The organism is Paenibacillus ihumii (genome assembly GCF_001403875.1).
GTDB lineage: Bacteria > Bacillota > Bacilli > Paenibacillales > Paenibacillaceae > Fontibacillus > Fontibacillus ihumii.
The window spans coordinates 2,707,865-2,722,703 of sequence record NZ_LN884299.1 but is presented as its reverse complement, the minus strand read 5'-3'; the positions used below and the strand labels follow the sequence as shown (position 1 = coordinate 2,722,703).

At 52.8% G+C, this 14,839-nt stretch carries 11 protein-coding genes; 6 read left to right on the top strand and 5 right to left on the bottom strand.

Annotated features, from left to right (window positions below; all coding sequences use genetic code 11):
- Positions 1-107 precede the first annotated feature (107 nt).
- From BN2762_RS19395 to BN2762_RS19385, 3 genes are all read right to left on the bottom strand, one after another.
- Positions 108-2,543: a glycoside hydrolase family 94 protein gene (locus tag BN2762_RS19395; protein ID WP_055108529.1), complete on the bottom strand. Its 2,436-nt coding sequence runs from the start codon at positions 2,541-2,543 to the stop codon at positions 108-110.
- Positions 2,544-2,646: 103 nt separating this feature from the next.
- A complete protein-coding gene (locus tag BN2762_RS19390) occupies positions 2,647-3,705 on the bottom strand; it encodes a LacI family DNA-binding transcriptional regulator (RefSeq protein WP_055108528.1) in 1,059 nt (352 codons plus the stop codon).
- A 128-nt stretch (positions 3,706-3,833) separates the two neighbouring features.
- Positions 3,834-4,715, bottom strand: a complete 882-nt coding sequence (locus tag BN2762_RS19385; protein ID WP_055108527.1) for a hypothetical protein — start codon at positions 4,713-4,715, stop codon at positions 3,834-3,836.
- A 139-nt stretch (positions 4,716-4,854) separates the two neighbouring features.
- On the opposite strand from BN2762_RS19385, the gene BN2762_RS19380 reads away from it, so the two are divergent.
- Positions 4,855-5,859, top strand: a complete 1,005-nt coding sequence (locus tag BN2762_RS19380) for an aldose 1-epimerase (RefSeq protein WP_055108526.1) — start codon at positions 4,855-4,857, stop codon at positions 5,857-5,859.
- A 131-nt stretch (positions 5,860-5,990) separates the two neighbouring features.
- Here BN2762_RS19380 and BN2762_RS19375 read toward each other — a convergent pair whose 3' ends face one another.
- Positions 5,991-6,344, bottom strand: a complete 354-nt coding sequence (locus BN2762_RS19375) for a LytTR family transcriptional regulator DNA-binding domain-containing protein (RefSeq protein ID WP_055108525.1) — start codon at positions 6,342-6,344, stop codon at positions 5,991-5,993.
- 177 nt (positions 6,345-6,521) lie between these two features.
- Here BN2762_RS19375 and BN2762_RS19370 point away from each other — a divergent pair, with 177 nt between their 5' ends.
- Both BN2762_RS19370 and BN2762_RS19365 read left to right on the top strand, forming a co-directional pair.
- Positions 6,522-7,607 carry a lactonase family protein gene (locus BN2762_RS19370; protein WP_055108524.1) on the top strand — a complete coding sequence of 362 codons (1,086 nt, stop codon included), beginning with the start codon at positions 6,522-6,524 and terminating at the stop codon, positions 7,605-7,607.
- A gap of 200 nt (positions 7,608-7,807) precedes the next feature.
- Positions 7,808-8,872, top strand: coding sequence for an AI-2E family transporter (locus BN2762_RS19365; RefSeq protein ID WP_055108523.1), 1,065 nt, complete (start codon positions 7,808-7,810; stop codon positions 8,870-8,872).
- A gap of 149 nt (positions 8,873-9,021) precedes the next feature.
- Here BN2762_RS19365 and BN2762_RS19360 read toward each other — a convergent pair whose 3' ends face one another.
- Positions 9,022-9,495 carry a hypothetical protein gene (locus tag BN2762_RS19360; RefSeq protein WP_222861098.1) on the bottom strand — a complete coding sequence of 158 codons (474 nt, stop codon included), beginning with the start codon at positions 9,493-9,495 and terminating at the stop codon, positions 9,022-9,024.
- A gap of 203 nt (positions 9,496-9,698) precedes the next feature.
- Between BN2762_RS19360 and BN2762_RS19355 the strand changes: the two genes are divergently transcribed.
- The 3 genes from BN2762_RS19355 (at position 9,699) to BN2762_RS19345 (ending at position 14,727) form a co-directional block, all read left to right on the top strand.
- Positions 9,699-10,724 (top strand): FUSC family protein, encoded by a 1,026-nt coding sequence (locus BN2762_RS19355; protein ID WP_055108521.1) that lies wholly within the window; start codon positions 9,699-9,701, stop codon positions 10,722-10,724.
- Between the two features lie 331 nt (positions 10,725-11,055).
- On the top strand, positions 11,056-13,398 hold the full coding sequence (gene helD / locus BN2762_RS19350; protein ID WP_055108520.1) for an RNA polymerase recycling motor HelD: 2,343 nt from the start codon (positions 11,056-11,058) through the stop codon (positions 13,396-13,398).
- Positions 13,399-13,476: 78 nt separating this feature from the next.
- The gene (locus tag BN2762_RS19345; RefSeq protein WP_055108519.1) at positions 13,477-14,727 is read left to right on the top strand and encodes a bacillibactin exporter BcbE; all 1,251 of its coding nucleotides are present in this window, start codon (positions 13,477-13,479) and stop codon (positions 14,725-14,727) included.
- Positions 14,728-14,839: the final 112 nt, after the last annotated feature.

Here is a 14,839-nt window from a genome sequence, read left to right as displayed (position 1 = left end):
CATAAGTAACACGGCGATGCAGAATCGATCGAACAGCCCTCTGTCCAATACAGGACGGAGGGCTGTTATGATTTTATCGCTTTATGAATCAGATAAGAGCTTCAAGCTTAGCCGAGCACGACCTCGACCTGATGCGTACGGCCGTCGCCGATCGGAGCGATGACATTGCCTTCGACCGCTTTGCCGTCAACCGTTATGCTCTTCACGCCTTTGGACACATGGCTTGGGTTCTTGATTGAGATTTCAAACGTATCCCCGCGGAATACGCGGGTCACCTTCAGGCCGTTCCAGGTGGATGGAATGCACGGATCGAGCTTCAGGCCGTCGAAGTCCGGCTGAATGCCCAGGATGGCCTGCGTAATCGCGACATAGTTCCAGGCAGCCGTCCCTGTCAGCCACGAGTTCTTCGCTTCGCCGTGGCGGACTGCGTCCTTGCCTGCAATCATCTGCGAGTATACGTAAGGCTCCGTCCGGTGAATATCGCTGATCTCCTCCAGATAGGCCGGAGCGATTTTGGAATAAACCTCGAAGGCGCGATCTCCGTTGCCGACCACGGTTTCCGCAATCATGATCCAAGGATTGTTGTGGCAGAAAATGCCCGCATTCTCTTTATAGCCCGGCGGGTAAGATGAAATCTCCCCAAGATTCAGATAATACTTGGAATACGGAGGCTGCTGCAGCACGATACCATACTTCGTATCCAGCCGTTCCTTTACAGAGGCCAGCGCCTTCTGGGCCAGCCCTTCCTCAACGCCGATGCCGGCCATGACGCAAATGCCTTGCGGTTCAATGAAAATCTGGCCTTCCTCGTTCTCCTTGCTGCCGATCTTCTGGCCATAATGATCATACGCCCGCAGGAACCAGTCGCCGTCGAATCCATGCTCCAGCGTTGTTTTGCGCATAGCTTCCATATGAGACTCGGCTTTACCCGCTTCCTCTTCCAGCTCGCGGAGGCGGCACAGCTTCGCGAAATCCGGAGCAACGAAAACGAATAATCCGGCGATGAAGACGGATTCCGCCACGCGACCTTCGATGTTGGCTGTTGTCTGGAACGACTCGCCAGGCTCCTTGGAGAAGCAGTTCAGGTTGAGGCAATCGTTCCAGTCGGCCCGGCCGATCAGCGGCAGGCCGTGCGGTCCGAGATTGTTGATGACATGATAGAAGGAGCGCTTCAAATGCTCGAACAGGGTCGCCGTATTGTCCGGATTGCTGTCGAACGGAACCTGCTCGTCAAGGATGCTCATGTCCCCGGTTTCTTTAATGTATGCGGACGTTCCGAGAATCAGCCACAGCGGATCATCGTTGAAGCCGCTGCCGATTTCGTTATTGCCTTTCTTTGTGAGCGGCTGGTATTGGTGATAGGCGCTGCCGTCCTCGAACTGGGTAGCCGCGATATCGAGAATCCGTTCCCGGGCTCTTTCCGGAATCTGATGAACGAAGCCGAGCAGATCCTGGTTCGAATCGCGGAAGCCCATCCCCCGTCCGATACCGGATTCGAAATAGGAGGCGGAGCGGGACATGTTGAACGTAACCATGCATTGATACGGGTTCCAGATGTTGACCATCCGGTTCAGCTTGTCGTCATCGCTCTGGATCTGATACTTGGAGAGCAAGCCGTCCCAATAGGAAGCAAGCTCCTTCATCGCCTGATCGACGTCCCCGTCGGTCGAGAACTGCTCGATCATGGCGAGGGCCCGCTTCTTGTTAATGATGCCCGGCGCTTCCCATTTGTCGTCCTCGTCGTTCTCGACGTACCCAAGAATGAAGATAAGGCTCTGCTCTTCGCCCGGAGCCAGAGATAATTTCAATTCATGGGAACCGATCGGAGACCAGCCGCTGGCGAGCGAGTTCGTCGCTTTGCCGGCGATGACGGCCTGCGGTTCATGAAGTCCGTTGTACAGGCCCACGAACGCTTCGCGATCCGTATCAAAGCCGTCGATGCGGCGGTTGACGGAATAGAAGGCATAGTGGTTTCTGCGCTCCCGGTATTCGGTCTTATGATAAATGACGGAATCCTGCACTTCGACCTCGCCGGTGCTTAGGTTGCGCTGGAAGTTCGTCATGTCGTCCTGCGCGTTCCAGAGACAGAATTCGGCGAAGGAGAACAGGGACACGTTCTTGGCTTCGCTGCCCGTGTTCTTCACGGTGAGGCGATGTACTTCCCCCTGATAGCCCAGCGGAACGAAGGCCAGCTGCGTCACCGAAATACCGCCCCGCTCCCCCGTGATAGAGGTGTAGCCGAGGCCATGGCGGCACTCATAGAAGTCGAGCTCCCGCTTGACCGGCATCCAGCCTGGCGTCCAGAAATCGCCGTTATCATACAGATAATAATAGCGTCCGCCCGTATCCAGCGGAATGTTATTGTAGCGGTAACGGGTAATCCGGCGCAGCCGTGCATCGCGGTAGAACGTATATCCTCCGGCTGTGTTGGAAATCAAGCCGAAAAATTCCTCATTGCCAAGATAGTTGATCCAGGGATAAGGAGTTTTTGGGGTGCTGATGACATATTCCTTGCGTTGGTCGTCAAATCTTCCGAATTTCATGAGTAAATGGCTCCTTTCGTTTGTGAACGCGCGTTTATTTTAGGGCAAAAGGGATCCTCTCAATAAGAGAGGAGCTCTGTGATGCTTGATTAAATCGGCTGGACTACCGCGAACGCGGCGGTCTGCAGGAATCTCTCATGACCAGCCGAGTAGGAAAGCTAAGCGTGCTGAAGCCCGCCTGCTCGCCGCTGCAGAGGCGGATGATCATATCCACTGCGGCCTTGGACATCTCCTCGATCGGCAGGCTGACCGAGGTCAGCTTCGGATGAACGCGGGAGGCCAGCTGCACATCGTCAAAGCCGATGATAGACAGATCCTCGGGAACCGAGATGCTCCGCTCTGCAAAGGCCTCCATCGCCGAGATCGCCATATCGTCGTTCGAGCAGAACAGGGCGGTAGGCAGCTCTTCGCCGGAATCAAGCAGGCCCAGCACGGCCTCATAGGCCTGATCCTTCAGGAAATCCCCGTGCAGGATACTGCTCCCTACGATCGGCAAGCCGTGTTTCCGCAGCGTATCCTCATAGGCCATATAGCGCTCCCGGCCGGAATAAGTATTCATCCTTCCCTGGATGATGCCGATATGCCGGTGCCCGAGCCCGATAAGATATTCCATCGCTTCCGCCGTGCCCTCGTAGTCGTTCGAATTGATGATGGCCAAATGATTCTTGTCGAGCCGCTCGGCCGTAATTTCCCCGATATCGTAATCGATCAGGACGAGCGGAGCGCCTTGCCCGGCGATTTCCCGCACGAGCTCGATGTCCTTCTGGGTCCCCACGAGGATCCCGCCGTCGATTCTTTTCTGCTGGAAGGCCTGCTTGACCTTCTGAAAGTCATTCTGCGAGTAGACCGTATGGATCAGCACGTAAAAACCCCTGGCATTGGCCGTGTCGACTACGAGGTCGACAATGGGGGCGAAATAGCTGTTCTGGTAAATACGGCTCGTATTCTCCTTCTCGTTCATGCTGACTGCAAACAGGCCGATCGTATCCGTTCGCTTGCCGGCGAGCGCGCGGGCAAAGCTGTTCGGCTCGTAATGATGCTGTTCGATGACTTCAAGCACCTTGGCCCGGGTAGCCTCCGGGACGTTAGGATAGTTGTTGATGACACGGGATACGGTGCTGCGCGATACCCCGGCCAGTTTAGCGATATCCTCGCTTCGCATAGCTCATCACTCTTTCTGTAAACGCGCGTTTATGAGAATATCATAAATGAAGCCGACGGATAAATCAATCCTAAAAAATACGCCAAAAAGGCACGAAGCGGTCCAATCGCTCCGTGCCCTCCAGCCAGCTACTTCATATGCTCGAGATAACGCTGAATGAACAAAATCGTGTTGTCATAACGTTCTTCGCCCCAGCCTAATGCCGCGATCATTTCCTTCTTGCCGAGCGGGAGCTGGTCCGCAAGCTCGCTGAACGTCAGATCAATGGCATACACCTGGGGCTCGGGATCTTCCTCCGCCTGCGCGCGCAGGGCGGCTTGATCCGGAAGCACCGGGCTCAGCACACCCTCGCTCTCCTGCTGGAGGCTCTTGAATCCCCCGCCGCCGGAAATCCAATCGAAGGTCGGCTTGTCGATAATATATAAATCGGGCTTCTCGGTGGCGATGACGGCCATCGCCTTCTGCCGGTATACCATTTCGCCCTGCTCAGGAACGTACGTCATCTCCACGTCGACCCGGTTCCATTCCGGGAACTGGGCAAGTATGGCCTGCTCCAGCGCTTCTTGGCCGCCGTTAGCCTCATCGACTGCGAAATTGCCGACCAGCAGAATAGACAGGTCGAGAGGGGGCAGCGCTGCAATTCGCTTCTGCTCTGCACGGTAATCCACGATGGCATTAATGCCGAAGATCAATACGATGACTGCAATGATGCCGACGATGACATGCGTTCTGTAAAGGCGGAAGAAATCGTCGATTTTTTGTGCCGTGCCTGCGAATTTCCCCCATTTGGCGAATCTTTCCTGACTCGCCTGTTCAATCCTGCGCTGGTCCTCATGCTCAGTGATCAATTTATAGGCCCGGAGCGAGCGTTCGTATTCGCTGTCTGCATCCTCGGCTCCCTTGCGGGAACGAGATTTGCGCAGCGCCTTGTCAAAAGCTTGCTCTACCTCTTCTCTGGAAGCGTTCTCGGGCAGGCCGAGCTGTTCGTATGCTTTCTTCAAATCGTCCATGCCAAAATCTCCTCTGTTTCTCCTCATTATGTATAGAAAGTGTATGGAAAGAAACCCATGTATTTATTATACTGTTAATTTGGAACGAATGGAAATTTGACTGTATTTACTTGCTTGGATCATGAAGGGAGATAATCAAATGACGCAACTCAAAGCTTATGAAGGCATGTATCAAGGCGAGAAGGCCGTATGGCTGCAAGCTGGAAAATATGAAGCCGCGCTGGTGCCGAATGTAGGCGGCAACCTGATCGCTTTTCGGGACAACGAAAGCGGTTTCCGCTTCCTGCGCGAGCCCGCCGAGTCGGAGATGGATGATTTTCGCAGCAATCCGGGCGTGTATGGAATTCCTGTTCTATTCCCGCCAAACCGTTATGAGGACGGCAAGTTCCCGTGGAAGGGCACGACCTATCAATTCCCCGTTAACGAGGAAGCTACGGGCAACCATCTGCACGGTTTCCTACATACGATTCCGTGGCAGGTCGAGGAGCTCGGCAGCACGCAGCACGAAAGCTATGTCATTGTAAAAGTCAGCGTAAATGAGGCGCACGAGGTATATCGCTACCTGCCGTTCCAATTTACGGTCCGCCTGAAATATACGCTGGGTGAGCACGGTCTGGCGCAGCATGTATTCGTGCGTAACGACGGCGAGAACGAAATGCCCTGCCTGCTAGCCTTCCATACCGCTGTTAATGCACCGTTTGCAGCCGACAGCCGGGCCGCCGATTACAAGATGAAGTTCACGATCGGCGAGCGCTGGGAGCTGAATGAGCGGATGCTGCCGACCGGCAAGCATATGCCTTTGACCGCAGAGGAAGAAGCGATGAAGAGCGAAGGGGTATACCCATTCTTTACTTCGCTGGACAATCATTATACGGCAGTTCCGCAGAACGGCAGAAACCGTATGGAGCTGACGGATTCCAGGCTGGGATTGACGCTCGTTTACGACGTAGGCACCTCCTACAAACAGTGGATGATCTGGAATAACGGCGGGACGGAAGGGTTCTTCTGCCCGGAGCCGCAGATCAACCTGGTCAATGCGCCGCATGTTGACCTGCCGGCCGATGAAATCGGATTGTTCAGTCTGGCACCGGGAGAGATTTGGGAGGAGCGCGCTAGACTTTATGTGAAGAAGTCTGCCAAGTAAGCTCTTGAACCCCGGCAATCCGTCGGGGGTATTTTAACGGACACACTTACAAATAGACAAAAAGCAGCGCTGATTCCGCTTTGAGCGGGCACTCAGGCTGCTTTTTGCTTGGTCTGATGGAACGGCGGAGATTAACCGACTTCAGCTACACTATCGTTCCGCTCGGGAAGGAGGCGCTTGATCTGCTCCAAATTTCTTCTTGGCACGTTGATTGTCTTGATGCCATGAATTTGATCCCTGAACAGCAGTACGTTGTCTTGGATTTCCGTCACTTTGTGCAGATTGACATAACAATTGGTGCTGACACGGTAGAATGAGGGGTCCGAGATTAGTTTTGAGGTTTGTTCAGCAGAGAGTCTCTTTTTTATACTGTAGTTTCTGCCGTGAAAGCAAACTAATCCGTGACCTCCTACCTTGAAGAAATAAGCGTCATGCGGGTCAAGGGCCTCATAAACGTTCTTCTCCTCTAGTCCGACATTCATCATTCCAAAATCCCCCTTTAGATGATGTTGTGGAAGCGCTTGCAGTATAACATATTTTTTTGGGTTTGTGTAGAGCTCAGGCTAAAATTTTAAAGATTTCCATCCTTTGTCGGGCTGGACATTTGCCTGAAAGTACGGAAGAATAGGAGGACAGGATAATATAGAGAAGGAGTGACCATCGTGTCAGAACAACAACGACTATTGCTATACATAGGCTCTTACGCTGCAGCCGCAGATCCGGGACTTTATGTCGTGGAGCTGAATCCGGCTACGGGTGAGCTGACGCGCCTCGGCGAAGCCGCTGGACTCAAGAATCCGACCTTTCTCAAGGTCGACGCGGATAGAAGGAAGCTGTACGCTATTTCTGAGACGAAGACCGCTGCGGTGGAGCGGACCGGCGAGGTAGTCAGCTTTGCGATCGATCCGGCAGCGGGCAGCCTGACGGAATTGAACCGGACGCTGACGCTGCAGCCGTCAACTTCCCATATCGAGCTTGAGCCGAGCAGCCGGTATGTTGTAGTATCCGGCTATCATGGCGGCAATGTCGGCCTCGTACGGCTGCAGGAGGACGGGCTGGCCGGCGAGCAGGTCGATGAACGGCAGCATGAAGGCCAGGGGGCGGACCCGGTCCGGCAGGATCGGCCGCACCCGCATTCCGCGCTGTTTACTGCGGACAGCCGCTTCGTTCTCATTGCCGACCTGGGGCTTGATAAAGTGTTCGTTTATCGGCTGGACGAGGGAGGCAGCAGGCTCGTATACCACAGCGAGGCCAGAACTGCGCCGGGCTCGGGGCCGCGGCACCTTGCCTTCCACCCGAACGGCAAATGGCTGTACTCCATCAATGAGGTGAATTCCTCGCTGACGCTGTTCAGCTTCGATGCGGAAGCCGGAACGCTTGCGGCAGTGGACACGGTGCCGACTTTGCCGGAAGGCTTCGACGGGGAGAACACAACGGCCGAGGTGGCGATTTCCCGCGACGGCAAGTATTTGTACGGCTCCAACCGCGGTCATGACAGCATCGTCGTCTTTGCTATCGACCAAGGCAGCGGCAAGCTGAGCCTCGTGCAGCATATATCCAGCGAAGGCGGACATCCGCGCCATTTCGCATTAACGCCTGCCGGGGACTATCTCGTTGCGGCTAACCGTGATTCGAATAACCTGGCGGTATTCCGTGTGAACCAGGCTGACGGCAAGCTGGCCTTCACGGGACAGACCGTGGAAATTTCGAAGCCGGTATGTGTGCAGCCCGTATTGTTCCGTCTATAATAAGGATTTTCAGTCCCGCCCAGGCTTGCTTGGGCGGGACTGTTTGCATGATTAACAGTAATTTTACGAAAAAAGAGTTCTCGCTGACTTGCTTTTCACTTGTATACTGCCTTAAGATTAATTCAAGGAAAAACGGATGTTAACCGGAAGTCCTGATGTATCGATAGATAGTTTAATATTAAAGGAGCAGGTCGCTTATAATGACTTTTTTCAAAGAGCTATTTCAAATTGCGGGCTTCCGCAGGTTTCTTGCCTTGTTATTCGTCATCTTAATCCTCTATTTTTCGCGAAGCATGCTGAACATGCTGCTCATCACCTTCATCTTGACTTATCTGATCAACCGCCTGCATAATTTCATTGCCCGAAACGTCGATAAGGTCGTCAAGATCAATCGAAGTATTTCTATCCTATTCATATATGCCGTAATACTAACCTTGCTCGTTACGACGGTATACCACTATTTGCCCGTATTTCTGGAGGAGTTCAACGATCTGGTCAATCAGGTCATTTCGTTCTATGATAATCCCCCGACGAATTTGCCGGACAACGTCCTGTTGAATTTTCTGGTGGATTCCCTGAAGGAAATCGATTTGTCCAAATACGTCGGCAATGGCTTAAACTTCCTGCTAAAAACCGTTTCGGATATCGGGAAGTGGAGCCTGAACCTGTTCATCGCGATCATCCTGAGCTTGTTCTTCCTGCTTGAGAAGGAGAAGGTTACGAATTTTACAGCCAGATTTAAAGAGAGCCGCGCCGGATTTCTGTTCAATGAGCTGGAGTATTTCGGCAAGAAGTTCGTCGCATCCTTCGGTAAAGTGATCGAGGTTCAGTTCCTGATTGCCACCGTCAATGCCATCTTGTCCACGATTTTTCTCTGGATTTTTGGATTTCCGAATCTGGTTGCGATCGGCATCATGATTTTTATTCTCGGCTTGGTACCGGTGATGGGCGTTATTATTTCCCTGATTCCGCTTTGCGCCATCGCCTTCAAGATCGGCGGATTGATCAAAGTCGTCTACGTTCTAGTCATGATTGCGGTTGTCCATGCGTTTGAGGCCTATTTCCTCAACCCGAAATTCATGTCAAACAAGACGCACTTGCCTATTTTCTATACGTTTATGATTTTGCTTGTATCGGAGCATTTCTTCGGCGTTTGGGGGCTGATCGTCGGGGTTCCTGTCTTCATCTTCCTGCTCGATATATTGGAGGTTCCGGTAGGAGTCATACCCTCGAAAGCGAAGAAGCTCAAGAAGAAGGAAGTTTGACGGAAAGATTGTTAAGACTACGGGAGTTTAGGATTCATACTTTGTTATATATAAAAGTAAAGACGAACGTGAAGGAACCTCGCTGATGCAGCGAGGTTCTGTTTTTTCGGGCAAAGCATTTCATGCCGGAAAGTTCTGTTGAAGCCGTCTTATTCCGCCATATGCCATAGGATCGTGTTGTTGCGGTAGTCGGTTACGGGATGACCTTTAGCGGGCATTTTCCAGGTACGGTTAACGATTCTTTTGAGCTTGGCTGGCAGCTCCGTTTTTAGCGCAGCCGCCTTCTCCGGGGTCATTCTTCCTTCAGCGGCGGCTTTATCGATATGGCCGGTGACCACTGCCGTCAGCTTCTTCACGTATTCCGCTTCGCTCCAGCCCTTGCGGGCCTGTACGATCTGCAGCAAAGACTTGCCTTCCTTCAACTCCTCGATAAGGATCTTCGGTTCGACGTCCAAGAGTTCAGCGGTATCCTTGACGATATGTCCGCCGCGAAAATGTTTTTTGTGGTGGTGCCGAGGCATCTGCTGCTGCTTTCCGCCCTCTGGCGAAGCTTCGGGAATTGCCGATGGTTCGTTATAGGCCAGCACGGCATCCCCGGCCGCCAAGCAGCCAGCTGCTGTCACGGCAACCAGGAGGCTTTTCCCCAGTAGTTTGCTTAGGTGGTTCATAGACATTTTTCACCTCATCGTATAGAATAATTGGGTCTTTCTCTCATGTAGTTTTAACCAAAAAGCAAAAGGTTATCTTAAAATCATCTGAAAATTGAAAGAAGCAGTGAAATGGGTAAAAATGTAGTAATGAAGGCTAGGGAACAGGGGGAATCATTGTGACGTTTGGAGCCAGAATGCTCAAAACTGGACTTGCAGTAACATTAGCGCTTTATGTAGTCTTCTGGTTTGGTCTGTCGTCGCCCGTCATCGCTGCGGTGGCTGCCATCTTTGCGATGCAGCCGTCCATTTACCGTTCGTGGCGGTATTTGCTCGATCAACTGCAGACGAATACGCTGGGCGCCGTGCTCGCTATGGCGGGAGGCGCGATATTCTCTAGCGAGCCGATTGCAGTCGGGCTTGTGTGCATCCTCGTAATTATGATCTGCATTCGCCTGAAAATGAACGAGACGATCGGCGTGACGCTCGTCACGGTCGTAGCCGTCATGGAGGCATCGGGGCAATGGCAATTCGCGCTTACCCGGTTTACGCTCATCCTGATCGGCATCGTCTCGGCTTTCGTCATTAATATTCTCGTATATCCTCCTAAACCAAGGGTACAGTACGGGCATCAGACTAAGAAAACGTTCGACCAGCTCTCGCTTCTCCTCCGTACGGCGATTTCCGGCGAAATGAAGGAGAACGTGTTCCGCAGCCAGAAGCGCGAGCTTGAAGATACGATCAATTCTATAAGCGATACGTACAAAATGCTGGAGGAAGATCAGAAAAAACTAAAGGCGCCCAAGCTTAGCAACAGCCGGCAGCTGGTGGTATACAAGCAAATATTGCGGACGCTTCGCAAGGGATATGAGGTGCTGGACGCCATTGAGCAGCATTATTTCCAGGCGCCTCGCCCGCCGGAGGTTAACGAGGAATTCGATATGCATCTGGAGAAGCTGATCAAGTTCCATGAGCATATTATGTTGAAGTTTGAGGGGAAACTGAAGCCGAACACCAGGGAGGCGGAGTTGTTCGGGCAGGAAAACGACGAATTTCAGCGAAGCATGCTGGATCGCTATACCGGGCAGCGGGAAGGAATTCTTCGCTTGTCCATCGTCTCCGCGGCAATATACGAATACGGCCATCAACTGCAGCGCCTGAACCGGCTGGCGGATCACTCTGACATGCCTGCATCGGGAGCATAGGTAGTATAGAGAGCAGAGCAATTGCTGCGGCTGCGCCGCATGGCTCCCTAGCAGGCAGCTCTGAACAAACAGCTCCTGGCATGCGTTGTCTGCCGGATCAAGGCAGCCGTTGGCTACATGAAATAAAAACAGTCCCTCTGTTCTTAAAACAGAGGGACTGTTGAAATCGGCACAATAAATGGTTAAAATAAAAAATGGACTGAAAATTCATAGGTCAAGGCATAGTAATTCTGAATAAATTATATCACAGAATAACTCGATTGTCAACACTGTAAAAACAGAGGATAGACGATGAGCTATCGCATAAGTAAATGTAGAGGGGCGATCATCATTGGACAGAACGGATAAGGCTTGGCAGGAAGAGCAGGAGCGAGTCGAATACGTTGCGGATCAGATCGATAAGCACATTCGCAGGCTTGAACAGGAGGTTACGGTGGTCCGGGAGGACGTTGTCGGCATGCGCCGGGACTTCTGGGACGAAGTCACTGTCAATTTCAGTGAAGCGGACGATGTCGGGGAGACCTCGACGAGCTTGCGTCAGCAATCGCAGGTTCTATCCGACCGGGAGAGGAGCCATCTTCACGCTTCAGCGGCTCTGGGGAAAATGAAACGCCTCAAGCAATCCCCGTATTTCGGACGAATCGATTTCGCCGAGGACGGCGGGGAGGAGGAAGCGATTTATTTGGGGATTGCCTCCCTGCTGGAGGAGGGAGATGAAGAGTTCCTGGTGTACGATTGGCGGGCTCCAATCTCCAACCTGTATTATGACGGCGTGCCGGGTCCGGCCTCGTATATGACGCCTTCTGGGAAGATCGAGGGAACGATGTCGCTAAAGCGCCAGTTCGTCATTCATGGCCGGGTCATCAAGCTGATGTTCGATACAGGGGTTACGATCGGCGATGAAATGCTCCAGCAGGTGCTGAGCCGAAGCTCGGACGCGCAAATGAAGAGCATCGTGGCTACGATCCAGAAGGAGCAGAACCGGATCATCCGCAACGATCATAGCCGAATGCTTATCGTTCAGGGCGCGGCAGGCAGCGGAAAGACATCGGCCGCACTGCAGCGGGTTGCATATTTGCTGTATAAGCACCGCGAGCATTTAAATGCCGATCAGATGATTCTGTTCTCCCCCAATCCGATGTTCAACAGCTATGTCTCTACTGTGCTCCCTGAGCTCGGCGAGGAGAACATGCAGCAGACCACGTTTCAGGAATACCTGGAGCATCGTTTGGGCCGGGAATTCCAGCTGGAGGACCCGTTCGTACAAATCGAATATGTGCTGACCGGGACTGAAGATGAGGATTATACACACCGGATCAGCGGAATACGCTATAAATCCTCCTCCAAGTACCTTGAGGCGATCAACCGCTATAAGCAGTGGCTTGAGAAAAAAGGGATGAAGTTTCGTCCGATCCGATTTCAAGGCCAGACCGTCGTGGATGCCGAGGCGATTTCCCGGCAGTTCTACGAATATGATCCGGCTATCACCCTGGCTAACCGTTGTGAGCTGCTGAAGGAATGGCTGTTGAAGGAAATTGCCGCGTTTGGAAAGAGCCAGCTCGACACCCCGTGGGTTGAGGAACAGATTCAGCTTCTCGATGCGGAGGATTATCAGCGGGCATACCAGCGCATGCGCCGCAAACAGCGCGGAACGAGCGCGTCGTTCAACGATTACGAGGACGAGAAGGAAATTCTCGGCCGGATGGTCGTCAGCGAGCGTTTGAAGCCGCTGCGCCGATGGGTTAAGGCGCTGCGCTTCGTCGATATCACGAGGCTGTACACGCAGCTGTTCGAGGATCCGGAGGTTGCTGCCGAGGTGGGGCTTGAGGCAATGCCGGAGGACTGGAGCGACATCAGCCGTCAGACTGTGAACAAAATCCGGGCCGGTGAATTGTACTATGAGGATGCTACCCCATTTCTTTACCTTAAAGAATTGGTTCTGGGTTTTCACTCGAATACGGATATTCGTCACGTTATCATCGACGAGGCCCAGGACTACTCGCCGTTTCAGCTGTTCTTCCTCAAACGGCTGTTCCCTCGCGCCCGGATGACGGCGCTCGGCGATTTGAACCAGGCGATTTATGCCCATGCCTCCGTGCTCCAGCAATCCGCCACGCTGACGGATTTGTACGGAACGGAGGAGAGCGAGCTCATTGTGCTGAAGCAGAGCTACCGGTCGACCCGCGAAATCGTCGAATTCACGAAACGGATGATTGCTGGCGGTGAAGAGATCATTCCTTTTAACCGGGAAGGCGAGAAGCCGCTCGTAAGAGTGCTGGAGGATCGGGAGGACATGCACCGGGAGATCCGCCAAGACCTCTCCGCTCTGCAGGCGGACGGGTATGAGACGATTGCAGTCATTTGCAAGACGGCTGAGCAAAGCGAGCAGGTGCATGAAATGCTGGCAGAGGATCTGCCTGTCAAGCTGATCAAGAAAACCACATTGTCCTTCGAGAAAGGCATTCATATTATCCCCGCTTATCTGGCGAAGGGCGTGGAGTTCGACGCGGTGCTTATTTATGACGGCTCCAATCGGAGCTATACCAGGGAAGCGGAGCGCAAGCTGTTCTACACGGCGTGCACGAGAGCGATGCACCTGCTGCATATTTATTCGGTTGGTGAACTTAGCCGTTTCGTTACGGAAAGCGAGCGATCGGCCTATATTCAGGCCTAGGCGGCATTCGGAATATATTTACGCTTTTCAACCACACTAACGTTGTACATATCGTGTGTTGAAAGGTGGCAGAAGAGGATGGATAACAAAAAAGGCGATTTGTTTGCACTAGCCTCCATACCGTTAATCATGACATTAGGGAATTCGATGCTTATTCCGATATTGCCACAAATTTCGCGCGAGCTGCATGTATCATCGTTTCAGGTCAGCATGCTCATAACGGTATATGCGGTGGTTGCAATTCTGCTTATACCTATTGCAGGCTATCTTTCCGATAAATTCGGCAGGAAAATGATCATCATTCCCAGCCTCATTATTGCCGGTGTCGGCGGCGCAGTTTCGGGGGCGGCCAGCTGGTTTGCGGATGGAGCGGCCGTGTACTGGATTATTCTGGGCGGACGCCTGCTGCAGGGAATTGGTGCTGCGGGAGCCTTTCCCATCGTCCTTCCTCTGGTGGGCGATATGTTCGACGATGATGATGAGGTCAGCCACAGTCTAGGAATCATTGAGACGTCCAACACCTTCGGCAAAGTGCTCAGCCCGATCCTCGGGGCCTTGCTTGGCGCCTGGATTTGGTACGTGCCCTTTCTGGCGATCCCCGTGCTGTGCCTGGCCTCGCTGCTGCTCGTCATTTTCATGGTGAAGGAGCCGGAGCGGAGGGAGGAAGCGAAGCCTTTAGGCGAATTTTTGAAGACAGTTAAAAAGGTATTTGAGGAGAAGGGCCGCTGGCTATACGCGATATTTGCTATCGGATGCATTTGTATGTTTCTATTATTCGGCGTGCTCTTCTACTTGTCGGAGCAGCTGGAGACCAAGCATGGATTGGATGGAGTGCTGAAGGGGCTCGTGCTGGCGATTCCGCTGGCTGCCCTGTGCCTTGCAGCCTACTTAACGGGAAAGAAGATCGGCAACAATAAGACGCTGATGAAATGGTCCGGGGTTGTTGGGCTGGTCTTCTCCACGGGGGCTCTTTTCGGAATTGGCTTTTTCAATAATATTTACTTTGTTATCGCTTGCCTGATCGTGTGCGGGGCGGGGATCGGCATCGTTCTGCCGAGCTCTGATGCTCTGATTACGGAAGGGATTGATAAATCCTTGCGAGGTACGATTACGTCCATCTATGGAAGCATGCGCTTTATCGGTGTTTCTCTAGGGCCGCCGATCGTGTCGCTGCTCATGAAAGCAGGTCATATGACGATGTTTTTCGTCATCGCTGGCGTGTCCCTAGTTGCGGTCATTCTACTGCTGACGATGGTCAAGCCGGAATCGGACAAGGGCAAGGGCAAAGGCGGCTTCAAGAAAGCCCCTCGTGCCGCGCACCAATCCTGACTTCGTAAAATTTCACAAGTTATCCATCGACGTGCCCAAGCCGTGTTAGATTTGTCCTATCCTTCTTGCAAGTCCCCCCTATACAATCGAACAATCGAGGCGATTTACCGAT